The organism is Microbacterium sp. (genome assembly GCF_011620715.1).
GTDB lineage: Bacteria > Actinomycetota > Actinomycetes > Actinomycetales > Microbacteriaceae > Microbacterium.
In genome coordinates this window covers 32,124-56,092 of the sequence record NZ_WOYP01000045.1, presented here as the reverse complement: position 1 = coordinate 56,092, position 23,969 = coordinate 32,124, and the positions used below count along the sequence as shown (strand labels likewise).

Below are 23,969 nucleotides of genomic sequence, written 5' to 3'. Positions count from 1 at the left end.
GGTGCCGGGGTCGGTGCCGGGGCGAAGATCCCCGGCCACAGCGCCGCCGCCAGGGGGTAGCCGACGAACGCGACGACGTCCAGGAGAGTGTGCGCGATGACCAGCGGCATCACCCGGCCCCACCGCCGGTAGCACCAGCCGAAGACGACGCCCATCGCGAAGTTGCCGACGATCGCACCGACGCCCTGGTACGCGTGATAGGCCCCGCGCAAGGCAGCGGTGGACAGGATGATCGCCCACCACGACCATCCGAGACGGCGGAGGCGGTCGAACAGGTACGCGATGAAGATGACCTCTTCGGTCAGCCCGGCCCGCACCGCGGCCAGCAGAAGCAGCGGCACCGTCCACCATGCGGCATCCAGCGGCGAGGCCACGACCGCGACGTTCAGCCCCAATATCCGCGCGATCACGTAGAGGCCGAGCCCCGGAATCCCGATGACGGCTGCGAGCAGGATGCCGCGCCCCAGGTCACCGCCGAACCGCGTGAAGTCGAGGCCGATCCGGCGAAGGGCGTTGTGTCCCGGGTCCCACAGCAGGTAGAGGACCATGGCCACCAGGGCGAGGGCGAACACGATGCCGAGGAACTGGTAGAGGACGTTCCAGAGGATCTCGGCATCCCGATCGGGGTTGAGCTGAGTCTGCTGCTCGCCGATCGGCGTCGTGCGCAGCGAGGCTCGCACCAGCGACAGGACCGAATACAGAGCAGACTGCCCAACCGTGATGGCCAGAACGATGCCGATCTCCCACCACAGGCGTGCTCGGGCGGCCGGTTCAGTGGCATACCTCACATTCGAGGGGCCCGTAGGAGAGGTCACCTTGTCAGATTGCCACATTCAAGGTCTATTGAGTTAAGGCTCTGTAACGTTTTCGCAAGTCGTTTTGAACATCCCACACAACATGCTTATCGTTTCCCTATCCGCGTCCCGGCAGACTCCGTACTGTCGTGTGCGCACAACCCTGCACAGGAGGAAATGTGAGAATCAAGCGCATCTCGGCGGCGGTGGCACTCACCGCAGTCGGCGCACTCGTAATCTCAGGTTGCGCAGCCACCGACGGTGGCGGCGACGACTCGGGTCTGGTCGAGGGATCGTCGATCACCGCCGCGTGGAACCAGGCGTTCTACTCGATGAACGGAAACACGTCGTTCGGCAACGCCACGGCCAACAACAACATCAACTACTTGGTGCTTGACGGTTTCAACTACTACAACAACACCCCCGAGCTGGTGAAGAACACGTCCTTCGGCTCCTACGAGCTCGTCAGTGAGGACCCGTTGGTCGTCACCTACACCATTGCCGAAGGCAAGAAGTGGTCGGACGGCACGCCTATCGACGCGGCCGACCTCATGCTGTACTGGGCTGCAGAGTCACGCTCGCTGGATACCCCCGACTTCGACCCGGCCGACTTCACCGACCCTGACACCGGTGAGTTCACCGACGCTTTCCCGACGGACGTCGTCTACTTCGACTCCGGCGCTACGCCTACCTCGGGCCTCGGACTGGTCTCCCAGACCCCCGAAGTCGGTGAGGACGGCCGTTCGGTCACCCTCACGTACGACCAGCCATTCGTGGACTGGGAGCTCACTTTCGCGACGTTGGGCGAGATGCTTCCGGCTCACATCGTCGCCAAGAAGGCTCTCAGCATCGACGACAACGCGCAGGCCAAGACGGCTCTGCTCGACGCGATCGAGAACGACGATGCCGCGACGCTTGCACCGATCTCGTCGTTCTGGAACTCGGGATTCAACTTCACCGAGATGCCCGAAGACTCCGATCTGGTCGTCGGCAGCGGTCCGTACGTGATCAGCGACTATGTCGCAGATCAGTACGTGACCCTGACGGCGAACCCGGAGTACACGGGCGACAACTCGGCGAACATCGAGGAGATCACGATCCGCTTCATCCCCGACCCGCTCGCGGCGGTTCAGGCGCTGGAGAACGGCGAGGTCGACATCATCCAGCCGCAGGCGACTGCCGACATCACGACGGCACTCGAGGGCATCGACGGAATCACAGTCGACACCAGCCTCGGCGGCACCTACGAGCACGTCGACCTGCAGTTCGATCAGGGTAAGAACCCGGAGAACATCTTCTCGAACCCCCTCGTGCGCGAGGCGTTCATGAAGGTGATCCCGCGCCAGGAGATCGTCGACACGCTCATCAAGCCGATCATCGGCGACGAGGCGATCGTGCGCAACTCGCAGATCTTCGTGCCCGGCGCTGAAGGCTACGACGAGTCCGTCGCCGCCAACGGCTCGGACGCCTACGCAGAGGTCGACATCGAGGGCGCCAAGGCGCTGCTGGCGGAGTCGGGGATCACCGACACCTCGGTCTGCATCCTGTACGCGTCGAACAACCCGCGTCGAGTCAACGAGTTCGCGCTCATCCAGGCGTCCGCGGCTCAGGCCGGGTTCAACGTCACCGACTGCGGCTCGGAAGAGTGGGGTGGCCTCCTCGGTACACCCGGCGCCTACGACGCATCGCTGTTCGGATGGCAGTCGACGAGCCTAGGTGTGACCAACTCGCTCCCGACGTTCGAGACCGGTGGCATCAACAACCTCAACTTCTACTCGAACGCAGAGGTCGACGATGTCATCTCGCAGCTGAACGTCGAGTTCGACGAGCAGAACAAGATCGACCTTCAGATTCAGATGGATGCTGCTCTTTGGGCGGACTTCTACGGAGTCACCATCTTCCAGTTCCCCGAGGTGACGGCGATCAGCGATCGGGTGACGAATGTCGAGTCCTCGATCCTCGCTCCCACCGTGTTCTGGAACGCGTGGGACTGGGAGGTCACTGACGCAGGCGCTGAGGAGTAATCCGACAGCATCACGGTGAGCACTGAGCTTCGGCTGAGCGCGTACCGGGTGGGGTGCAGGTCCCCGAGGGGCCTGCACCCCACCGCGCTAGACTCCCCCAGTGACTGAGCTGGCGTCGGACACGATCCGCCGCGCTGCTCGGGCGCTGTATCTCGGATAGGCAGGCGGCCACACCATGGCTTCATTCATCATCCGGCGATTGATCGCATCGATCTTCGTGCTCTTCGCTGCGACGTTCCTGATGTACATTCTCACGGCGTTATCGGGCGATCCGCTGGAGGATCTCCGGCAGGGGAATGCCCCCAACAAGGCGGAGCTCATCGAAGCTCGTACGAAGCTTCTGAATCTCGACGTCGCTCCGCCGCTCCGCTACTTCCTCTGGCTGGGCGGCATCTTCCGCGGTGACTTCGGTGTCAGCATCCAGAATCAGCCCGTCAATGCTCTGCTGGGCAATGCGATCACATCGACGCTGACGCTGGTCACCACCGCAACGGTCGTGGCGATCATCATGGGCCTCACCGTCGGGATCATCTCGGCCCTGCGCCAGTACACCGGCTTCGACTACAGCGTGACGCTGCTGGCATTCCTGTTCTTCTCGCTCCCGATCTTCTGGGTGGCCGTGCTCCTGAAGCAGTACGGCGCGATTCAGATGAACAACTGGCTGGCCGAGCCAACCATCGCGATACCCGTGATCGTCGTGATCTCGCTGGTCACCGGGGTGCTGTGGATGTCGCTGCTCGGTGGGAGAGCGAAACGAAGGCTCATCGTCTTCGGGATCGCCACCGTGTCGACCGCCGCGGTGCTGACCTACCTGTCGGCGACCCAGTGGTTCGCAGACCCGAGCATCGGCATCGTCGTCTACAGCGCGTCCGCGATCGGCATCGCGTTCGGTGTCACCGCGATCTCGACGGGTCTTCGCAACCGGAGAGCGCTGTACGCCTCGCTCGCGGTGGCGCTGATCGGCATCGGGCTCTACTACCCGATGGTCAACTACATCCTCAACGGCATGACGTTATGGTTCTTCCTGGTGCTGGCGGTGCTGGCGATCGTGGTGAGCGGCCTGATCGGCTTCTTCATGGGGGGCGCGGACCGCGGACCGGTCGTGCGCACGACGGCCATCGTCGGTTTCCTGACCGCCGGACTCATCGCGCTCGACAAATACATGTCGTACTGGGAGGTCTACGCGAACTCGAGCCGCGTGCGCGGTCGCCCGATCGCCACGGTCGGCGCTTCCACGCCCGGCCTCGGCGGCAACTTCTGGATCCAGGGCATCGACCTTTACACCCACCTGCTCCTGCCGACCATCGCGATCATCCTGATCTCCTTCGCGAGCTACACGCGCTACTCCCGTGCCAGCCTGCTCGAGGTGATGAATCAGGATTACATACGCACTGCGCGCGCCAAGGGCCTCACCCAGCGAACGGTCGTCGTGCGCCATGCCTTCCGCAACGCGCTCATCCCGATCACGACGATCATCGCGTTCGATGTCGGGGCCATCGTCGGTGGCGCGGTCATCACCGAAACGGTGTTCGGATGGACAGGCATGGGGCGGTTGTTCATCGACGGACTGAGCGCCCACGACCCGAACCCGGTGATGGCGTTCTTCGTCATCACCGGCACACTCGCGGTGGTCTTCAACCTCATCGCCGACATCGTCTACGCGGGGCTGGACCCGAGAATCAAGGTGGGCTAATGAACACCACACTCACCGACCCTGAGTCTCGCGAGAGCCAGGCCGCCGCAGAGATCTCCATCGAACAGAAGGAGACGGAAGGACTCAGCCAGGGGCAGATCGTCCGCCGCCGGTTCTTCCGCCACCGTGGTGCGCTGATCTCGATGATCGTGCTCGCCTTCATCGTCATCCTCGCCTTCACGTCCGTCGGTGTGGATCTGTGGGGCCTCCAGATCCCAGGCTGGTGGATGTGGCGGTGGGATCAGATCTCCCCGAAGATCAACAACGGCGTTCCCACGCTCAGCCTGCTGCCGCCTCAGTTCGGCATACACCCCTTCGGTCAGGACGAGGTTGGCCGTGACATCTTCGCGGTGGTGATGCGCGGCGCGCAGCAGTCCATCATGGTGATGGTCATCGCCGGCGTCGTGGCCACGGTGATCGGTGTCGTGATCGGCGCGGTCGCCGGCTACTACGGCAAGATCACCGACTCGATTCTGATGCGCTTCACCGACATCGTCATCACGATTCCGCTGATCGTGATCGGCTCGGTACTGGGCAACACGTTCGGCAGCCTCGGCGCCGCGGTGCTCGGCGTGGTCATCGGCATCTTCGCGTGGACGACGATGGCGCGTCTCGTGCGCGGTGAGTTCCTCTCTCTGCGTGAACGTGAGTTCGTGGATGCCGCGCGGGTGTCTGGGGCGCGGGATCGGCGCATCATCTTCCGCCATATCCTGCCGAACGCGATCGGCGTCATCGTCGTCAATGCAACGCTTCTGATGGCCGGCGCCATCCTGCTCGAGTCGGCGCTGAGCTTCCTCGGGTTCGGTGTGCAGTCGCCGGACACTTCGCTGGGCAAGATCGTCTCCGACAACCAGGCGGCCTTCTCCACGAGGCCGTGGATCTTCTGGTGGCCGGGCATCTTCATCATCGCGATCGCACTATGCGTCAACTTCATCGGCGACGGCCTGCGCGACGCGTTCGACCCGAGGCAGAAGAAGATGCCGAGCGAGCGAGCGATGCGCCGAGCCGGCCGGGCCACGGGACCGGCAGTCCCGATCCTCGACACGACCGAGCCGAAGGAGCCGCGCAGCGTGACGGTGCCGATGGAAGCGGTGTACACCGGTGACGTCGTGAACTATCACGATCCGCGACCTGAAGAGCCCGGCGATGTGCAGGACGAGCCACTCAATCCGGAGCGGTGACTGGTGACGCAGCTACACCAGCAGGCCGATCACCGTCGCCGCGACGAGCGCAGCAAGAACGGTGACGGTGGCGTAGTGCCATGTGATCGTGAAGGCGTCCGGGTCTTCGCCGTTCGCGAACGCACCGGAGTCGCGCAGTCGTTCCCAATGACCACGGATCGCCTGGGCGAGGTTGCCGGACGGGGTGGTCAGCGCATCACTCGGGCGAAGGCTCCCGTGTTCGCCCCGGGCGGTCTGACCGACGCCGTCGAAGTCTTCGCGCGCGAGCCCGTAGGCGCGATGGCGACCGGGCGCGGGCGTCGCCCACACGGGCACCTTGCCGCGGGAGGTGTGGATCGTCAGCGAGTATCGGGTGTCGATTCCCTGGATCGACGGCCAGGGGATGAAGTACGTGCGGAAGACGTTCTCGACGGTGACGCCGTGCTCCTGCATCCGCAGACTGGGTCGCCAGAACAGCGCCCACGCGGCGGCTCCGATGAGAAGAATCGGCCAGACGTAGCGGACCGCCGAGTCGGCATCCCCCCAGAAGAGCGCGACGACACCGAAAGCGCACGCCGCCACGGTCACGACAGCGAGCGTGCGGCCGAATGCCGGCCGGTAGAGAACCTCTTGGAAGGCCATGAACGCAAGCTTTGCAGATGGGACGCACCGAATGACTGACACGACCGGCATCGACGGAGAGCCAGCGGCGTCGCATCAGGTCCTGCCCGAGATGATCCTCGAGGTCGATGGCCTCGGCGTCGAGTTCTGGGTAGAGGGTGAGTTCTACCCCGCGGCGATCGACATGAACTACGTCGTGCGCCGCGGTGAAGTGCTCGCGATCGTCGGCGAGTCCGGTTCAGGCAAGAGCACCAGCGCCATGGCACTTCTCGGGCTCCTCCCCGAGAACGCCCGTGTGACGGGATCGATCAAGCTCCTCGGGCGGGAACTGCGAGGTGTCGACGATGCGACGCTCCGCTCGCTGCGCGGCAACGAGATCGCGCCGATCTTCCAAGAGCCGATGACGGCGCTCAACCCGGTCTACACGATCGGCTTCCAGATCATGGAGGCCCTGCGCTCGCACGACCGCGGGATGGCTCCGTCGGTGGCCAAAGAGAAGGCGATCGAGCTTCTTCGCCTCGTCGAGATGCCGAGCCCGGAGCAGTCGTTCAATAAGTATCCGCATCAGCTCTCCGGTGGCCAGCGCCAGCGTGCGATGATCGCGCAGTCGATCTCGTGCGACCCGCTGCTGCTGATCGCCGACGAGCCGACGACCGCGCTCGATGTCACGGTGCAGGCCGAGATCCTCGACCTGCTGCGCGACCTCCACACGCGACTGAATTCGGCGATCATCCTGATCACCCACGATATGGGCGTCGTCGCCGACCTGGCCGACCGCATCATGGTCATGAAGAGCGGCGTGGTCGTCGAATCCGGCACGGTCGCGCAGATCTTCCACGCCCCGGAGCACCCGTACACGCAGCAGCTTCTCGCGTCGGTGCCGCACCTCGGACTCGGTGTGCTCGAAGAGGGTGACGTCGAGCAGGCCGCCCTCGAGAGCGAGACCTCGACGATCCCCGCGATCGCGGGGATCCGGGAGCGCTCGACCGAGGCTGCCGCCGAAGAGGTCGTCGAGACCCGTTCGCCGGTGCTTTCCTTCGAGGACGTCGCAATCGACTACCCGAAGCGCGGGCGCGTGCCCGCATTCCGCGCGGCCGAGCACATCGACCTGCAGGTTTACCCGGGTGAGATCGTCGGCCTGGTGGGGGAGTCCGGTTCGGGCAAGACCACTCTCGGGCGCGCGGCGATCGGCCTGCTCCCGATCGCCGAAGGCAAGCTCACCGCGGTCGGCCACGACATCTCGAAGGCCTCGCAGAAGGATCTGTTCGCGATCCGCCGGCGCACGGGCATCGTCTTCCAGGACCCGGCCTCCTCGCTCAACCCACGCATGCCCATCGGCCAGTCGATCGGAGAGCCGATCCTGCTCGCCGGAGAGGCGAAGGGCAGGGATCTCGACCGACGCGTCGAGACGCTGCTCAGCCAGGTCGAGCTGCCGCGGTCCTACCGCAACCGCTTCCCGCACGAGCTCTCCGGCGGTCAGCGCCAGCGTGTCGGCATCGCGCGCGCGCTGGCTCTGGCACCCGAGTTGCTCGTCGCCGACGAACCGACCTCGGCGCTGGACGTTTCGGTGCAGGCGCGCTTCCTCGATCTGCTGCAGGAGCTTCAGCAGCAGCTGCAGTTCGCCTGCCTGTTCATCAGCCACGACCTTGCGGTGGTCGACATTCTCGCCCACCGCATCGCCGTGATGCACCACGGCACGCTCGTCGAGATCGGCACGCGCGACGAGATCCTCCGCGGCGCGACCGACCCGTACACACAGCGCCTCATCGCCGCCGTTCCCGTGCCTGACCCGGAACAGCAGAAGGTCCGTCGCGAGGCGCGCGCGCTCCTGCTCGCCGCCGAGAGCCCGGAGGGCTGAGCCGGGCTCGGATCGGGCGGGAGAGGGACGCTCAGCAAGCGCCCGGTAGACTGGGGGTGCCCGGTTCCGGGCGCTTCCCCGTTCTGCAAGGATTTTTCATGGTGCGCGCTTTCCGCTCAGACCTCCGCAACGTCGCGATCGTTGCCCACGTCGACCACGGCAAGACCACGCTCGTGGACGCGATGCTGCGGCAGACCGGCTCCTTCGGGTCTCACGAGCACATGGAGGAACGCGCCATGGATTCGAACGACCTCGAGCGCGAGAAGGGCATCACGATCCTCGCCAAGAACACGGCGATCACATACTCGGGCGTGCACGCCACCGAGGGTCCCGTGACCATCAACGTGATCGACACGCCCGGTCACGCCGACTTCGGCGGAGAAGTCGAGCGCGGACTGTCGATGGTCGACGGTGTGGTGCTCCTGGTCGATGCGAGCGAGGGCCCCCTCCCGCAGACCCGATTCGTGCTGCGCAAGGCACTCGAGGCGAAGCTGCCCGTCATCCTCCTCGTGAACAAGACCGACCGTCCTGACGCGCGCATCGCCGAGGTCGAGGAAGAGGCGCACGACCTGCTGCTCGGACTCGCGAGCGACCTGGTCGACGACGTGCCCGACCTCGACGTCGATGCGCTGCTGGACGTGCCCGTCGTCTACGCCAGCGGGCGCGCCGGCGCGGCATCCCGCAATCGTCCCGAAAACGGCACGCTCCCCGACAACGACGACCTCGAGCCGCTGTTCGAAGCGATCCTCCAGCACGTCCCGGCCCCGTCGTACGACGACGAAGCGCCGCTGCAGGCGTGGGTCACGAACCTCGACTCCAGCCCGTTCCTCGGACGCCTCGCGCTGCTGCGCGTCTTCAACGGCACCCTGAAGAAGGGCCAGACCGTCGCGTGGGTGCGCGCCGACGGCACCGTCAGCAGCGCCCGCATCACCGAGCTCCTCAAGACCCGCGCGCTCGAGCGCTACCCCGCCGAGAGCGCGGCGCCCGGCGACATCGTCGCGATCGCCGGGTTCCCCGACATCACGATCGGCGAGACCATCGCCGACCCCGATGACGTGCGTCCGCTGCCGCAGATCCACGTCGACGACCCCGCGATCTCGATGACGATCGGCACGAACACCAGTCCGCTCGTCGGCAAGGTCAAGGGTCACAAGCTCACCGCCCGCATGGTGAAAGATCGCCTCGATCGCGAACTCGTCGGCAACGTCTCGCTCAAGGTCGTCGACATCGGCCGGCCGGATGCCTGGGAGGTGCAGGGTCGCGGCGAGCTCGCGCTGGCGATCCTCGTGGAGAACATGCGCCGCGAGGGCTTCGAACTCACCGTCGGCAAGCCGCAGGTCGTCACCAAGAAGGTCGACGGCAAGACGTACGAGCCGTTCGAGCACCTGACGATCGACGCACCCGAGGAGTATCTCGGCGCGATCACGCAGCTGCTGGCCAGCCGCAAGGGCCGGATGGACAGCATGACCAACCACGGCACCGGCTGGGTGCGCATGGAGTTCATCGTCCCATCGCGCGGCCTGATCGGCTTCCGCACCGAGTTCCTCACCACGACGCGCGGCACCGGCATCGCCAATGCGATCTCGCACGGTTACGAGCCGTGGGCCGGTCACATCGTCGCGCGCCAGAACGGTTCGATCGTGGCCGACCGCTCGGGTGTCGTGACGCCCTTCGCGATCATCGCGCTGCAGGAGCGCATGTCGTTCTTCGTGCAGCCCACGCAGGAGGTCTACGAGGGCATGGTCGTCGGCGAGAACTCGCGTAGCGACGACATGGACGTGAACATCACGAAGGAGAAGAAGCTGACCAACATGCGTCAGTCCACCTCTGACACGTTCGAGTCGATGACCCCCCCGCGCCAGCTCTCGCTGGAGGAGAGCCTCGAATTCGCGCGCGATGACGAATGCGTCGAGGTGACGCCCGAGATCGTGCGCATCCGCAAGGTGAACCTCGATCAGACCGAGCGCGCCCGCGCGACCTCGCGCCTCAAGCGCCAGGACGCCGGGGTCTGACCCGGCCCGCCCCGCGTTGCGGCGGCGGCGGTCCACGGATGCCGCGGGCTGCCGGCGGCTCGGGCGCGATCGCATTTGCATCCCTCGCCTAAGATTGCCCGCATGCTGTCCCGCGCCCCCCGAATCGTGACATGGGTCGTCGCCTTCCTCGTGGGAGCCGTCTACGGGCTGGCCGGCACGATCGCCCACTCGTACCGTCTCGGCTGGTTTCCGCTCGGCCTCGTGCTCGCCATCATCGGCAGTGCGGCCCTGCTGGCGGCGGTGCGGCTGCTGACGGCGGACCGGTGGTCGGCGCTGGCCACCGGCACCGGGATGATCGTCGCCACGCTCGTGTTCTCGGGCAAGGGTCCGGGTGGCTCGGTCATCGTGGCCCAGACCGGCCTGGCAGTGGTGTGGACCGTGTCTGTGCCCATCCTCGCAGTGCTCGCCGTCGCCTGGCCGAACCGGTTGCGGTCCGTCGGCGCCGACGCACCGCCCGCTGGCGAATTAGACTGACTCCGTGACATATGTGATCGCTCTTCCGTGCGTGGACGTGAAAGACCGCGCCTGCATCGACGAATGCCCGGTCGACTGCATCTACGAGGGTGATCGGATGCTCTACATCCACCCCGACGAGTGCGTCGACTGCGGCGCCTGCGAGCCCGTGTGCCCCGTCGAGGCGATCTACTACGAGGACGACCTCCCCGACGAATGGCAGGACTACTACAAGGCCAACGTCGAATGGTTCGAGGACGTCGGATCGCCCGGAGGCGCCGCCAAGGTCGGTGTCATCCACAAGGACCACCCGGTCATCGACGCCCTGCCGCCCCAGGCCTAGCCCCCACATGGGCGTCGCAGACCTCGCCGACTACCCCTGGGACGCGGTGGCTCCGTATGCGGAGCGTGCGCGGGCCCACCCCGATGGGATCGTGGACCTCTCGATCGGATCGCCGGTGGATCCGACGCCGCCGATCGTCGCGCAGGCGCTCGCCGAGGCGACCGATGCGCACGCCTATCCGCAGACCGTCGGAACCCCGGCGCTTCGCGAGGCGATCGTGAACTGGTACGCGCGCCGTCGAGAAGTGCCCGGGCTCGCGCCCGAGAACGTGCTCCCGACCATCGGCTCGAAAGAGCTCGTCGCCCTGCTTCCGCTTCTGCTCGACCTGCGTGGCGGCGACATCGTGGTGCATCCTCGCGCCGCCTACCCCACCTACGAGGTGGGCGCCCGGCTGGTGGGGGCGACGCCGGTCGCGTCCGACCATCCGGCAGCCTGGCCGGAGGGCACCCGACTCGTCTGGCTCAACTCACCGGGCAATCCGGATGGCCGCGTGCTGGATGCCGCATTCCTGCGCTCCGCGGTCGCACGCGCCCGTGAGCTGGGCGCGCTCCTCGCCTCCGACGAGTGCTATGCCGAACTGGGCTGGGACGCCCCGTGGGATGCCGAGGCGATCCCCTCCGTGCTGGACCCGCGAGTGACCGACGGCGACGTGCGCGGCATCCTGTCGGTGTATTCGCTCAGCAAGCAGTCGAACCTGGCAGGTTACCGTGCCGCGTTCCTGGCCGGAGACCCGCAGATCGTCGCGCGGCTGCACACCGCCCGCAAGCATCTCGGCCTGATGCTCCCGGCCCCCGTGCAGACCGCGATGGTCGCCGCCCTCGGCGACGACGGGCACGTCGCCGCGCAGAAGGAGCGCTACCGCGCACGACGCGCGACGCTCAAGCCTGCGCTCGAGGCGGCCGGATTCCGCGTCGACCACAGTGAGGCGGGGCTCTATCTGTGGGCCACCGAGGGCCGCGACGGGTGGGAGAGCCTCGGCCGCCTCGCCGAGCTCGGCATTCTGGCGGGGCCCGGTCACTTCTACGGCGAGCACTTTCCGCAGCACATCCGCCTGTCGCTGACCGCGACCGATGGGCGCATCGCGGCCGCCGCGGAGCGCCTGCGGGGAATCTGACGCTTCGTCGTCAAACGGCTCGGCCGTGGCGGGCGCTCCGGAGGATTCCTCCAGTGGATGCCGATGGCCTTTGGCCGTGTCCGCAGTATGCCGATGCGCCCATTAGGCTGTAGAAGCGCGGTGGCGCGGCATCCCACGTCACCACGCCGGCTCTCGGATATCGCCCCAAGGCGGGGTCTGCAGGGCCCTCCAACCCCCGGAACGACCAGGAATCGCGAGGAGGCGCCGTGAGCGACGCGGGCACCCAGCAGGACACCGCCACTCAGAAGAGCACCGCCACTCAGAAGAGCACGGCCACCCTCACGATCGGCGATCGGACCGCAGAGTTCCCGCTGCTGCGCGCCACCGACGGCACACCGAGCGTGGACATCTCATCGTTCACACGCCAGACCGGGCACACGACACTCGATTACGGGTTCGTGAACACGTCCGCCACGAAGTCGGCGATCACCTTCATCGACGGCGATCAAGGCATCCTCCGCTATCGCGGCTACCCGATCGAGCAGCTCGCACAGAACAGCACGTACCTCGAGGTGGCGTGGCTGCTCATCTACGGAGAGCTTCCCAGCGTCGACGAACTCGCGGCGTTCGACGAGCGCATCCGCCACCACACGCTGCTGCACGAAGACCTCAAGCGCTTCTTCTCCTCGCTGCCGACCACGGCGCACCCCATGTCGGTGCTGTCGTCGGCGACCGCGGCGCTCTCGACGTACTACGAGAGCGAATCCGACCCGAACAACCCTGAGCACGTCGAGCTGAACACGATCAGGATGCTCGCGAAGCTCCCGGTCATCGCGGCGTACGCGCACAAGAAGAGCATCGGGCAGGCGTTCCTTTACCCCGACAACTCGCTGGGCTTCGTCGAGAACTTCCTCAAGCTCAACTTCGGCGTGCTCTCGGAGGTTTACGACATCAACCCGGTCATGACCCGGGCTCTCGAGCGGCTGCTGATCCTGCACGAGGACCACGAGCAGAACGCGTCCACCTCGACCGTGCGCCTTGTCGGGTCGACCGGAGCGAACCAGTTCTCGTCGATCTCGGCCGGCATCAACGCGCTGTACGGTCCGCTGCACGGCGGGGCCAACGAGGCGGTGCTCGAGATGCTGGCGCGCATCCGCGACTCGGGTGAGAGCGTGCGGCGCTTCGTCGAGCGGGTCAAGAACAAGGAAGACGGCGTGAAGCTCATGGGCTTCGGGCACCGCGTCTACAAGAACTACGACCCGCGGGCGAAGCTCGTCAAGGAGTCCGCCGACGAGGTGCTCACCGCACTCGGCGTCAGCGACCCGCTGCTGGATCTCGCCAAGGAGCTCGAGCAGCTCGCGCTCGAGGACGACTACTTCAAGGAGCGCCGCCTCTACCCGAATGTGGACTTCTACACCGGCGTGATCTACAAGGCGATGGGCTTCCCGACGCGCATGTTCACGGTGCTGTTCGCGATCGGGCGCCTGCCGGGCTGGCTCGCGCACTGGCGCGAGATGCAGTCCGACCCGCAGACCAAGATCGGCCGCCCCCAGCAGCTCTACATCGGCGCCGAGAAGCGCGACTACCCTGGCGCGTTCTGATCTCCCCGTCTCGACGCTTGAGGTGAGGTGCAGCAGCGGTACGGGGCGGAACCTATCGTCGCCGTCGCCGGACTATGCGGATCCGGGTGCTTCCTCGGACTTCTCCTCCTTCGCGGCGATGGCGGCTGCATCCGACTCGCGGGTCTTCTTGCTCTTCTTGGACGCGATGCGCTCCTGCTTGTGCCGCTTCTCGACCTCTTTGGCGTAGTCGGGAACAGTGGCGGTCATATCTCGGGGCGGGCGCTCATAGCCGCCCGACGGCGGGCGCTCCGGCACGACGACATCTTCGCGCTCGATGACCTCGTAGGGAACCTGCGAGAGCAGGTGGGCGATCGTGTTGATGCGCCCCCTGCGCTTGTCCTCGTTGTCGACCTCCCACCACTTCGCTTCGGGGATGTCGGTGTGCACGAACATCGTGTCCTTCGCGCGCGAGTAGTCCTCCCACTTCGTGATGGACAGCATGTCGTTCGGGCTCAGCTTCCAGCGCCGCATCGGATCGTTCGCCCGGTCCTTGAAGCGCCGCTCCTGCTCGATGTCCGAGACGCTGAACCAGTACTTCAGGAGAATGATCCCGTCCTCGACGAGCATGCGCTCGAAGATCGGCGCCTGGTGCAGGAAGCGGTGGTATTCCACATTGGTGCAGTACCCCATCACGTGCTCGACGCCGGCGCGGTTGTACCAGGAGCGGTCCATCAGCACGATCTCGCCCGCGGCCGGAAGATGGGGCACATAGCGCTGGAAGTACCAGCGCGTCTTGTCTCGCTCGCTGGGAGTGCTGAGGGCGACGATCCTCGTGACGCGGGGGTTGAGGTATTCGGACACGCGCTTGATCGTGGAGCCTTTCCCCGCGGCATCCCGCCCCTCGAAGATCACCACGATCCGGGCCCCGGTCGCCTGCACCCAGGCCTGCATGTCGACGAGCTTCGCCTGCAGCACCATCAGCTCGGATTCGTACAGCTCCTTCGCCATGCGAGCGCTCATTCGACTCCCTTGCCCCGCAACAATTCCGCGACCGATTCGCGGATGCCTCGACCTTACGCGTGGAGCGCGTCGTTGAGGGTGATTCCCACGCCCGCCCGCCGTACGGCTTCGATCGCGCCGGTGAGCGAGTTGCGGCGGAAGAGGATGCCGTCACGGCCGGAGAGCTCGGCGCCCTTGGCGGTGATGCGGCTGCCGTCATGGAGGGGAGGCTCGTCGGCCAGGACGATCTTCGATCCCGCGGTCACGTAGAGGCCGGCCTCGACCACGCAGTCGTCGCCGAGCGAGATGCCCACGCCTGCGTTCGCGCCGAGCAGCGTGCGAGCGCCGATCGACACGCGGTGCGCACCGCCGCCGGAGAGGGTGCCCATGATCGAGGCGCCGCCGCCGATGTCGCTGCCGTCGCCGACTACGACCCCCTGCGAGATGCGCCCCTCGACCATCGAGGAGCCGAGGGTGCCGGCGTTGAAGTTCACGAAGCCCTCGTGCATGACCGTGGTCCCCGGCGAGAGGTACGCGCCCAGGCGCACCCGGGACGCGTCGGCGATCCGCACTCCCGGTGGGCTCACGTAGTCCAGCAGGCGCGGGAACTTGTCCAGGCTCTGCACCTGGATGCCCTCGCGGGTGAGGAACGGCCGCAGCCGCGCCGCGTCGTCGGGGTGCATCGGACCCGCGTTCGTCCATGCGACGTTGGGCAGGTGGCCGAAGATGCCGTCGAGATCCACCCCGTTCGGCGCGACCAGGCGATGCGACAGGGCATGCAGTCGCAGATAGGCGTCCGACGTCGAGCTGGGCGGCGCGTCGAGGTCGGCTTCGATCACCACGACCTCCAGCGTCACCGCGCGGCGCGCGTCGGGCACCGCGTGGCGGTCGAGCTCGTCCGGGGGCATAGCCGGGTCCAGGCCCAGGGGGATGCGTCCTTCGCCCGGCGATGGAAACCAGGTGTCCAGCACCGTCCCGTCCTCCGATGTCGTGGCCAGCCCGACACCCCATACCCACCGCTCGTCGCTCATCCCCCCACGCTACCGAACCCGCCGCGACGCGTCGGCTGCGACCTGCTCAGTAGACTCGTGGGATGCCGCCGCTCGATCTGACCGCGACCTCCGTCGACCTCGCCCGGACGATCTGCGACATCCCCAGCGTCTCCGGTGACGAGACGACGCTCGCCGACCTCATCGAGGCGGCCATCCGGCCCCTTCCTCATCTGGATTGGTACCGGGACGGCGACACGATCGTCGCACGCACGTCGCTCGGACGTGCGCAGCGCGTCGTGATCGCCGGTCACATCGACACGGTGCCGATCAACGAAAACGTCCCGACACGCGACATCGAGATCGACGCCGAACCGGTGCTCTGGGGCCGCGGCACTGTCGACATGAAGGCGGGGGTCGCCGTGCAGCTCAAGCTTGCCGCCGAGCTCCTGAACCCCCGCATCGACATCACCTGGATGTGGTATGACCACGAAGAGGTCGATGCCGACCTCAACGGACTCACGCGTCTGGCGCGCACCCGCCCGGATCTCTTCCAGGGTGACTTCGCCATCCTCGGGGAGCCATCCAATGGTGCCGTCGAGGGCGGCTGCAACGGCAACATGAGGGTGATCGTCCGCACCCACGGTGTGCGTTCCCACAGCGCACGCGCATGGATCGGCGAGAACGCGATCCATAAGGCCGCACCCGTGCTGTCCCGCCTGGCCGAGTACCGCGCCAGGGACGTACTCGTGGACGGGCTGGTCTATCGCGAGGGGCTGAACGCCGTCCGAATCGGCGGTGGCGTCGCCGGCAATGTCATCCCCGATCTGTGCGAGATCGAGGTCAATTACCGCTTTGCTCCGAGCCGCTCCGCGGAGGATGCCGAACGCCACGTGCGGGACGTCTTCGCGGGCTTCGATGTCGAAGTCGTCGATGTCGCCGCGGGCGCCCGCCCCGGGCTGGACGCCCCGCTCGCGCAGGAGTTCGTGGCCGCCGTCGGCGGCGACGCGCGGCCGAAGTACGGCTGGACCGACGTCGCACGGTTCTCGGCGATGGGCGTGCCGGCGGTCAACTACGGGCCCGGCGACCCGCACCTGGCCCACCATGACCAGGAGCGTGTTCCGTACGCTCAGATCCAGGACGTGGAACGCGGACTGCGGGCGTGGCTGAGCGCCCCCTGACCGAGACCGCTCCGCGCGGGTGGCGCGCGCTTCCCGCGGCGCTGCGGATCGGCATCCTGTTCCTGGCCGCGCGTGCCGTGACCACCGCGTTCCTCCTCGCGGCGGCCGAGCTGTCGGGCGTGGGCTCCAGGTTCGGCGAGGGAGCGAATCTGGCGACTCTGACGCTGGGCTGGGATGCGCAGTGGTACTGGTACCTGGCCGAGAACGGCTACCCCACCGACCTGCCGCTGACCGACTCGGAGGATGTCGCCGAGAACCAATGGGCCTTCATGCCGATCTTCGCATATCTCGCGAAGGGACTGGGCGTTCTGCTCGGGTCGTGGGGTGCGGGCGCGGTGGTGATCTCGCTGGTCGCCGGGTATCTCGCCTGCCTCGTGCTCTACCGCATCGTTCGGATGCGGGCGTCCGACGATGTCGCGATCTGGGCGGTCGTCCTGTTCGCCAGCGCCCCGCTCGCGGCGATGTTCCAGGTCGGCTACGCCGAGTCGCTGTTCCTGTTGTGGCTGTTCCTCTCGCTGTGGCTGGTGATGAGGCGGCAGTACGGATGGCTGTATCTGCTGATACCGCTCATGGCTTTCACCCGGCCGGGCGTGCTCGCGTTCGGGCTGTTCCTGGGTGCCTACGGGCTGTGGCGCTGGTTCTCGCGCCACCGGGAGCCGCTGGCGCCAGCGGAGGTCGTGCACATCGTCGTGCTCGGTCTGCTGTCCGTCGTGACCGGCTTCTCCTGGCAGCTGCTCGCCGGCGCGGTCACGGGGGAGTCCGGAGCCTACCTCGCGACCGAACTGGCATGGCGACGCAACTGGCTCGGCGCCGGGGGCGCGGGATTCTTCCCGTTCGACGGCTTCCTGCAGGGCGCCGCGTTCTGGTTCGGGTCGTGGGGACTCGGCGCGGTGACCGGGTACATCGTGCTCGCGGCCTCCGTCGTCGGGGTCGCCGCACTGCTGCTGTTCGAGCCGCACGTCAAACGCATGGGAGTGGAGACGCGACTGTGGTCGGCGAGCTACCTCGTGTATCTGCTGGCGGTGTTCTTCCCGCAGTCGAGCATCTTCCGCCTGCTCCTGCCGCTGTCGCCGCTGTGGGGCGCCGTCGCGATGCCCCGCGCGACCTGGTGGCGGGTCGGCATGCTGGGAGCGTGCCTGCTGGGCCAGTGGTGGTGGATCTACAACATGTACGCGCTGGGCAACACGTATTGGCAGATCCCCTGAGTGTGACGGATGCCGCGCAATCCGCGGGTTATCCCCTGTCGGAGCAGCGGGATAAACTTGACACGCAGACCACGACGAAAAGGAGCCACGATGGCAGCCATGAAGCCGAGAACCGGAGACGGGCCGATGGAGGCCGTGAAGGAGGGTCGTCTGATCATCGTGCGGGTGCCGCTCGAGGGTGGGGGCCGCCTCGTCGTCTCGGTGAACGACGCTGAGGCCAAGGAGCTCTATGACGTGCTCGGCGGGGTCGTCAACCCCGCCTGATCACACCTCACACGCCGACGGCCGGTCTTCGGACCGGCCGCTTCGCGTACCGGGCGAACGTGCTCGACCTCAGTCGAGCGGCCGTGTCGTGAGCTGCAGGAGCCCCTCGCCCACGATCGACAGGGCGCCGATGACCGCCGGCGACGCCTGGGTCTCCTGGATCAGCGAACGGTAGGCGGCAGTCACGGCGTCGCGGCGCACCGGGTCGGCGACGGCCCCGTGGCCCAGGACGCGGGGAACGAGAACGGTGCCGCCGGCTCGGACCAGACGCAGCCCGTGCTCGACGTACTCGATCACGCCTTCGGCATCGGCATCCACCAGGACGATGTCGTACGAGGCCTCGTTCATGCGGGGCAGCACTTCGGCTGCCCGACCCGAAATGAATCGTGCCCGTGCCGGAGGGATCTTCGCCTCTGCGAACGCCTGGCGCGCAGCGCCCAGGTGCTCGGGTTCGCTGTCGATCGTCGTGAGCGTCGCGCGCGGCGAGCCATGGAGCAGCCAGAGTCCGGAGACTCCCGCGCCCGTGCCGATCTCGACGATGTTCAGCGCCTGCGAGGCGGCCGCGATCACGGCGCATTGCGCGCCGACGGGGGCGCTCACCGGCGCCGCGCCGAGTTCGAGCGCGTGAGTGCGGGCTCGAACGATATGATCCGGCTCGATCGTCGCCTCAGCGGCGAAGCGGTAGTTCGCGTCCTGGTCGCCCATCGGTGCTCCTTCGCGGCCAGCCTACGGGGACAGTCGTCGCCGGACCCTCAGGCGCGGCGGTAACCTGAGTGCATGTTCTTCGGGCTCACGATCGAGAAGCTTCTGCTGATCGGAGTGGTCGCGGGGCTGCTCATCGGGCCCGAGCGACTGCCCCGCTATGTCGAGAGCCTGACCAAGTTCGCCAAGCGCGCGCGAGAATATGTCAGCACGGCGAAGTCGAAGATGAAGGACGAGATGGGCTCGGACTTCGACGACGTCGACTGGCGCACGCTCGACCCGCGCCAGTACGACCCGCGGCGCATCATCCGTGAGGCACTGCTCGACGATGCGCCGGTGCCGACCGTGCGAGCAGCGAGCGCCGCCGCCGCGGTCACTGCCGCAGGCGCATTCACGAAGCCGCAGAGCGCGAGCAGGCCCTTCACCGCGGAGGATCCGCCCCCATTCGACAGCGAAGCGACCTAGGCGCCGGACTCAGCTCGGCCGGAACGGCAGCGAGCGACCTGCCAGGCCGCGGGGTGCGGCGGCGAGCCGGTCGGCCAGCGTAACGATGGCGACTGCGGCAGGCTCATCCGGGTGGGCCAGCACGATCGGGATCCCGGCGTCTGCGTCGACACGCAGCAGCGGGCTGAGCGGGATCGACGTGAGAAGGGCGACCTTGCTCTCGCCCGTCGAGAGCGCCGCGGCGACCGCGGCGCCGCCGCCCGTTCCGAACAGATCGAGCGTCGTGCCGTCCGGCAACGTCATCGCGGCCATGTTCTCCACGACGCCGACGACGCGCTGCCCGGTCTGGCGGGCGACCAGACCGCTGCGCACGGCGACGTCGGAGGCCGCGGACTGCGGAGTCGTGACCACCACGACCTCGGCGTGTGGCAGCAGCTGCCCGACCGAGATCGCGATGTCTCCCGTTCCGGGCGGCATGTCCAGCAGCAGCACATCGAGGTCGCCGAAGAACACGTCGGTGAGGAACTGCTGCACGGTCCGATGCAGCATCGGCCCTCGCCACGCCACCGCGCCGATAGGCGCATCGCCGGTCGAACGTCGCAGGAACATGCCGATCGAGATCACCTTCACTCCATGGGCGACCGGCGGCAGCATGAGCTCATCGATGCGCGTGGGCTGGGGGACGTTGCCGTCTGCATCGACCAGTCCGAGCAGCCCCGGAATCGAGAAGCCGTGCACGTCGGCATCCACCAGCCCGACCGACAGTCCGCGATTCGCGAGCGCGACGGCGAGATTCGCCGTCACGGTGGACTTGCCGACGCCTCCCTTTCCGCTCGTGACTGCGATCACGCGCGTCAGCGAGTCCGGTCCGAAGGGCATCTCGCGGGCTGGGCGGCCCCCGCGCAGGCGCTCGGTCAGCACGCGCCGCTCGGCGGGGGACATGACGCCCACCTCGAGGGCGACGCGCGTCACACCGGGGACGGATGCCGCTGCCGCGCGCACATCGGCGCTGATGCGATCCGCGGCCGGGCAGCCGACGATCGTCAGGACGATCCCGACCGAAGCGAGGCCCCGCTCGACCCTGACCTCGCGCATCATGCCGAGCTCGGCGATCGGCCGCCGCAGCTCGGGATCGATGACCGCCCCGACCGCCCGGCGGACGGCATCCGCAGGGGTGTCCACGATCGCGGCGTCCTCGATGTGGGCGGTCACCGCTCCGCGGCATTCGTGTGGAGCGAGTCCCGGTGTGCGGTCGCCGAGCGCTCGTCCAGCTGCTCGAGGAGCGTCTTGATCTCGGCACGGAGCATGTCTTTGGTGAGCACGTCGTCCGAGAGGTCGGTGACCACCATGCGCAGCGCGACGATCTCGCGGGCGAGGTACTCGGTGTCGGCGAGGTTTCGCTCCGCGCGCTGCCGGTCCTGCTCGATCTGCACGCGGTCGCGGTCGTCCTGGCGGTTCTGCGCGAGCAGGATGAGGGGCGCAGCGTACGAGGCCTGCAACGACAGGATCAGGGTCAGCAGCGTGAAGTTCGTCGAACGCGGGTCGAACTGCAGGGGCACCGGCGCGAAGGTGTTCCACAGCAGCCACACTGCGACGAACAGGGTCATGCCGATCAGGAACCCGGAGGTTCCCATGCCGCGGGCGAAAGCCTCGGAGAATCGTCCGAAGCGGTCGCGGGAGGGCTGCGGATTGCGGTTCAGCATTCCCGTGCGGCCGCGCGGGGCATCGAGCGAAGGCAGGCGGGAGGGTCGTGCCATCAGCGCCTCCTCCCGGCGCCCTTGCCGCTCCCAAAGGGAACAGCGGCTGCGGTCGTCACTGGAACGGCCGGAGTGTGCGGCTCATCGTCGTCCGAAGAAGCGTCACCGCCGTGCGATCTCCAGTCTTCGGGCAGAAGGTAGTCCAGCACGTCGTCGACGCTCACCGCGCCGACCAGCCGGCGGGCTTTGTCGATGACCGGCAGCGACACCAGGTTGTAGCTGGCGAGCATCCGAGCGACCTCGGCGGCGGATGCCGTCGCCGGCACCGGGTCGAGCGTGTCGTCGATGATCGCTCCGAGCCGCTCGTGCGGCGGATAGCGCAGCATGCGCTGGAAGTGCACCGTGCCGAGCAGACGACCGGTGGGCGTTTCGTAGGGCGGCAGGGTGATGAAAACCGAGGCGGCCAGCGCCGGATGCAGCTCGTGACGACGGATCAGCGCGAGCGCCTCGGCGACCGTCGCGTCGGCCGACAGGACGATGGGCTCGCTCGTCATCAGTCCGCCGGCGGTGTCGGGCCCGTACTGCAGGAGAGCCCTGACGTCCTCGGCCTCTTCGGGCTCCATGAGATCGAGCAGCTGCTCGGAACGCGCGTCGGGCAGCTGACCGAGCAGGTCGGCGGCGTCGTCCGGCTCCATCGCGTCGAGGATGTCGGCGGCGCGCTCGTCGCCGAGCTGCTCGAGGATATGCACCTGCTCGTCTTCGGGCATCTCCTCGAGCGCGTCCGCGAGGCGCTCGTCGGAGAGTTCTTCGGCGACCTCGATCATGCGCTCGTCCGACAGGTCGAGCAGGCTGTTGGCGAGGTCCGCCGCCTTGAGGTCGGCGAAGGTGGCGACGAGCTGCTCGGCGGACTGCGCCTCACCCGGAACCTGCTGCTCCTGCACCTCGGACCAGTTCGCGAACGTGGTCGGTCCCTTCGCGAAAGGCGATGCGCTCGTGCGCGGCCGACGAAGGAAGAGCTGCCCGACATCCCACTCGCCGAGTCGGTTGCGTTCGATCGCGACGTCTTCGATCACGGCGGTGCCTGAACCGTCCGCGAGGAACACGCGACGACCCACCAGCTCGGTGAGCACCCGCACCTCGCCACCGCGCTGCTGGAACCGCCGCACGTTGATGAGGCCTGTCGTGATGACCTGGCCGGTGGCGATGGAGGTGACGCGTCCGATCGAGACGAACACGTGCCTGCGGCCGGGGATCTCCACGACGAGGCCCACGACACGGGGCGGGTCGTCCTTGCGGTAGATGACCACCACATCGCGGACCTTGCCGAGGCGGTCGCCGGCGGGGTCGAAGACAGAGCACCCCGACAGGCGTGCGACGAAGACCCTCTGCGTGCTCACGCGTTCCAGCGTAGCCGGGTGCGCACCGCAGGGGAGGGCAGTGAAAGGCGGGCGAGGGAGGGACGAAGGCGACCCAGGTGGGAGGATGGGAGCATGAGCATGAACGCCAGGCGAATTCCGCAGAGCGTCGATGACCTCGGACAGAACGTCGATAGCTTCCCGAACTACGAGGCCGCCCAGAAGGCGGTCTCGAGGCTCATCGCGGCCGACATCCCCGCGCGCGACATCGCGATCGTCGGCCAGGGTCTGCGTTCAGTCGAGCGCGTGACAGGTCGGCTCGGCTACGCCACGGCGGCGCGCTCGGGTGCGATCAACGGGGTGCTGCTCGGGCTGCTGTTCAGCGCCATCTTCGTCATCGGCACGCCGTCGGTGCCGATCCAGGCCTTCGTGGGGGTGATCTTCATCGGTATCGCGATCGGCATGCTCCTGAGCATCGTCACATACTCCTTCGTGCGCCGTCGGAGGGACTTCGCCTCGGTCATGCAGGTCGTCGCCGATCATTACGAGGTCACGGTCGCCGCCGACAGCGTGCAGCGGGCACGGCAGGTGCTGGGCAAGCCCGGCACTGCCGAACCTCGCCCCCCGGCCGCCGCGACACCGAGCGCGCCTATGGTGCCTGCCGCTCCGGCTGCGGTGCCGGATGCCGCGGCCGAGCCGCCCCGCTACGGTGAGCGGGTGCCCCCCGCGGCCGCCCCGGCGACCGAGCCCGCAGCAGCGGGCGACGACGGTTCCGAGCCGCCGACGCCGTGACCGCGACGCCCGAGGCGGGTCAGCGGTTGCGCGTCGCGCTCCCGTCGGGTCTTGTGGAAGTGTCTGCCGCCCATGAACGCCCTGACGCACCGTGGGCGACGATCGTGATCGCGCACGGCGCCGGCGCCGGGTACCGGCATCCGTTCCTGCTCGGGTTCGCGCGGGGGATGCGGGCCGAGGGCGTGGCGACGCTCCGGTTCAATTTCCCATATGTGGAGGCGGGACGACGGATGCCGGGACCTGCGGCGCACGCCATTGCAACCTGGACGGCGGCGATGGCCTTCGCGCAGGAAGTGGGGCAGGGCCCGGTGTGGGCTTCGGGAAAATCCTACGGCGGCCGGATGGCGTCGCTGGCGGCGGCCGACGGTGCGATCGCCCCGGCAGGGCTCGTATACCTCGGCTACCCGCTGCACACCCCCGGCGACCCTTCGAAGGCTCGCGTCTCACATCTGCCCGCGGTTCTGCCGCCGCAGCTGTTCGTCGAGGGCACGAACGACCCGTTCGTCGATCCGCACACGCAGCTCGAAGCAGCGGTCGACGCCTGTCAGGACGCGACGATCGCCTGGGTCCAGGGTGGCGGCCACTCGTTCGAGGTGAGGGGACGCAAGCGGCCGGCCGACGAGGTCGGTGCGGACTTGGCGCCGCTGGTCGCGCAGTTCCTGAGCGCCCGAGCCTGAGCGTCCCAGCCTGAGTGTCCGGCTCCCCTCGGGGAGCGAGGCTCACGA

23 protein-coding genes are annotated in these 23,969 nt (G+C 67.5%); 15 read left to right on the top strand and 8 right to left on the bottom strand.

Annotated features, from left to right (window positions below; all coding sequences use genetic code 11):
* Window positions 1–833 (bottom strand): CPBP family intramembrane glutamic endopeptidase (locus tag QZV84_RS04320; protein WP_292825820.1); only part of this gene is annotated, 833 nt, incomplete at its 3' end.
* Window positions 834–973: 140 nt separating this feature from the next.
* Here QZV84_RS04320 and QZV84_RS04315 point away from each other — a divergent pair.
* The 3 genes from QZV84_RS04315 (at window position 974) to QZV84_RS04305 (ending at window position 5,692) form a co-directional block, all read left to right on the top strand.
* Entirely contained in the window at window positions 974–2,818 is a 1,845-nt protein-coding gene (locus QZV84_RS04315; protein ID WP_292825817.1) for an ABC transporter family substrate-binding protein, read from the top strand.
* Window positions 2,819–2,993: 175 nt separating this feature from the next.
* A complete protein-coding gene (locus tag QZV84_RS04310) occupies window positions 2,994–4,511 on the top strand; it encodes an ABC transporter permease (protein ID WP_292825815.1) in 1,518 nt (505 codons plus the stop codon).
* Window positions 4,511–5,692 carry an ABC transporter permease gene (locus QZV84_RS04305; RefSeq protein ID WP_292825813.1) on the top strand — a complete coding sequence of 394 codons (1,182 nt, stop codon included), beginning with the start codon at window positions 4,511–4,513 and terminating at the stop codon, window positions 5,690–5,692. The genes QZV84_RS04310 and QZV84_RS04305 overlap by 1 nt, the downstream gene beginning before the upstream one ends.
* Window positions 5,693–5,704: 12 nt before the next feature.
* Here QZV84_RS04305 and QZV84_RS04300 read toward each other — a convergent pair whose 3' ends face one another.
* Complete coding sequence (locus QZV84_RS04300) at window positions 5,705–6,313, bottom strand: PH domain-containing protein (RefSeq protein ID WP_292825811.1); 609 nt, start codon at window positions 6,311–6,313, stop codon at window positions 5,705–5,707.
* Between the two features lie 31 nt (window positions 6,314–6,344).
* Here QZV84_RS04300 and QZV84_RS04295 point away from each other — a divergent pair, with 31 nt between their 5' ends.
* The 6 genes from QZV84_RS04295 (at window position 6,345) to QZV84_RS04270 (ending at window position 13,655) form a co-directional block, all read left to right on the top strand.
* Window positions 6,345–8,150: an ABC transporter ATP-binding protein gene (locus tag QZV84_RS04295; protein ID WP_292825809.1), complete on the top strand. Its 1,806-nt coding sequence runs from the start codon at window positions 6,345–6,347 to the stop codon at window positions 8,148–8,150.
* A 98-nt stretch (window positions 8,151–8,248) separates the two neighbouring features.
* Window positions 8,249–10,162 (top strand): translational GTPase TypA, encoded by a 1,914-nt coding sequence (gene typA, locus QZV84_RS04290; RefSeq protein WP_292825807.1) that lies wholly within the window; start codon window positions 8,249–8,251, stop codon window positions 10,160–10,162.
* A 102-nt stretch (window positions 10,163–10,264) separates the two neighbouring features.
* Window positions 10,265–10,657 carry a DUF6113 family protein gene (locus tag QZV84_RS04285; protein WP_292825805.1) on the top strand — a complete coding sequence of 131 codons (393 nt, stop codon included), beginning with the start codon at window positions 10,265–10,267 and terminating at the stop codon, window positions 10,655–10,657.
* 4 nt (window positions 10,658–10,661) lie between these two features.
* Window positions 10,662–10,979 (top strand): ferredoxin, encoded by a 318-nt coding sequence (gene fdxA / locus QZV84_RS04280; RefSeq protein WP_292825803.1) that lies wholly within the window; start codon window positions 10,662–10,664, stop codon window positions 10,977–10,979.
* Window positions 10,980–10,986: 7 nt separating this feature from the next.
* Window positions 10,987–12,093 (top strand): succinyldiaminopimelate transaminase, encoded by a 1,107-nt coding sequence (gene dapC / locus QZV84_RS04275; RefSeq protein WP_292825801.1) that lies wholly within the window; start codon window positions 10,987–10,989, stop codon window positions 12,091–12,093.
* 227 nt (window positions 12,094–12,320) lie between these two features.
* Window positions 12,321–13,655, top strand: a complete 1,335-nt coding sequence (locus tag QZV84_RS04270) for a citrate synthase (protein ID WP_292825799.1) — start codon at window positions 12,321–12,323, stop codon at window positions 13,653–13,655.
* A 72-nt stretch (window positions 13,656–13,727) separates the two neighbouring features.
* Here QZV84_RS04270 and ppk2 read toward each other — a convergent pair whose 3' ends face one another.
* Window positions 13,728–14,636, bottom strand: coding sequence for a polyphosphate kinase 2 (gene ppk2 / locus QZV84_RS04265; RefSeq protein WP_292825797.1), 909 nt, complete (start codon window positions 14,634–14,636; stop codon window positions 13,728–13,730).
* Window positions 14,637–14,689: 53 nt separating this feature from the next.
* Window positions 14,690–15,646 carry a 2,3,4,5-tetrahydropyridine-2,6-dicarboxylate N-succinyltransferase gene (dapD, locus tag QZV84_RS04260; protein WP_292825795.1) on the bottom strand — a complete coding sequence of 319 codons (957 nt, stop codon included), beginning with the start codon at window positions 15,644–15,646 and terminating at the stop codon, window positions 14,690–14,692.
* Window positions 15,647–15,708: 62 nt separating this feature from the next.
* On the opposite strand from dapD, the gene dapE reads away from it, so the two are divergent.
* From dapE to QZV84_RS04245, 3 genes are all read left to right on the top strand, one after another.
* Entirely contained in the window at window positions 15,709–16,785 is a 1,077-nt protein-coding gene (dapE, locus tag QZV84_RS04255; protein ID WP_292825793.1) for a succinyl-diaminopimelate desuccinylase, read from the top strand.
* Complete coding sequence (locus tag QZV84_RS04250) at window positions 16,767–17,990, top strand: hypothetical protein (protein WP_292825791.1); 1,224 nt, start codon at window positions 16,767–16,769, stop codon at window positions 17,988–17,990. The genes dapE and QZV84_RS04250 overlap by 19 nt, the downstream gene beginning before the upstream one ends.
* Before the next feature lie 90 nt (window positions 17,991–18,080).
* Window positions 18,081–18,254, top strand: coding sequence for a DUF3117 domain-containing protein (locus QZV84_RS04245; protein ID WP_067875042.1), 174 nt, complete (start codon window positions 18,081–18,083; stop codon window positions 18,252–18,254).
* A gap of 69 nt (window positions 18,255–18,323) precedes the next feature.
* Here QZV84_RS04245 and QZV84_RS04240 read toward each other — a convergent pair whose 3' ends face one another.
* Window positions 18,324–18,959 carry a class I SAM-dependent methyltransferase gene (locus QZV84_RS04240; RefSeq protein ID WP_292825770.1) on the bottom strand — a complete coding sequence of 212 codons (636 nt, stop codon included), beginning with the start codon at window positions 18,957–18,959 and terminating at the stop codon, window positions 18,324–18,326.
* Between the two features lie 72 nt (window positions 18,960–19,031).
* Here QZV84_RS04240 and QZV84_RS04235 point away from each other — a divergent pair, with 72 nt between their 5' ends.
* Window positions 19,032–19,421: a Sec-independent protein translocase TatB gene (locus tag QZV84_RS04235; RefSeq protein WP_292825767.1), complete on the top strand. Its 390-nt coding sequence runs from the start codon at window positions 19,032–19,034 to the stop codon at window positions 19,419–19,421.
* Window positions 19,422–19,430: 9 nt separating this feature from the next.
* Here QZV84_RS04235 and QZV84_RS04230 read toward each other — a convergent pair whose 3' ends face one another.
* The 3 genes from QZV84_RS04230 to QZV84_RS04220 are packed head-to-tail and all read right to left on the bottom strand — an operon-like array spanning window position 19,431 to window position 22,494.
* Window positions 19,431–20,612: an Mrp/NBP35 family ATP-binding protein gene (locus QZV84_RS04230; protein ID WP_292825764.1), complete on the bottom strand. Its 1,182-nt coding sequence runs from the start codon at window positions 20,610–20,612 to the stop codon at window positions 19,431–19,433.
* Window positions 20,609–21,157 carry a DUF1003 domain-containing protein gene (locus QZV84_RS04225; protein ID WP_292825761.1) on the bottom strand — a complete coding sequence of 183 codons (549 nt, stop codon included), beginning with the start codon at window positions 21,155–21,157 and terminating at the stop codon, window positions 20,609–20,611. The genes QZV84_RS04230 and QZV84_RS04225 overlap by 4 nt, the downstream gene beginning before the upstream one ends.
* Window positions 21,157–22,494, bottom strand: coding sequence for a CBS domain-containing protein (locus QZV84_RS04220; RefSeq protein WP_292825758.1), 1,338 nt, complete (start codon window positions 22,492–22,494; stop codon window positions 21,157–21,159). The genes QZV84_RS04225 and QZV84_RS04220 overlap by 1 nt, the downstream gene beginning before the upstream one ends.
* A gap of 93 nt (window positions 22,495–22,587) precedes the next feature.
* Between QZV84_RS04220 and QZV84_RS04215 the strand changes: the two genes are divergently transcribed.
* Both QZV84_RS04215 and QZV84_RS04210 read left to right on the top strand, forming a co-directional pair.
* A complete protein-coding gene (locus QZV84_RS04215) occupies window positions 22,588–23,244 on the top strand; it encodes a general stress protein (protein WP_292825755.1) in 657 nt (218 codons plus the stop codon).
* Complete coding sequence (locus tag QZV84_RS04210) at window positions 23,241–23,921, top strand: alpha/beta family hydrolase (protein ID WP_292825752.1); 681 nt, start codon at window positions 23,241–23,243, stop codon at window positions 23,919–23,921. The genes QZV84_RS04215 and QZV84_RS04210 overlap by 4 nt, the downstream gene beginning before the upstream one ends.
* The last annotated feature ends 48 nt before the right edge of the window (window positions 23,922–23,969 follow it).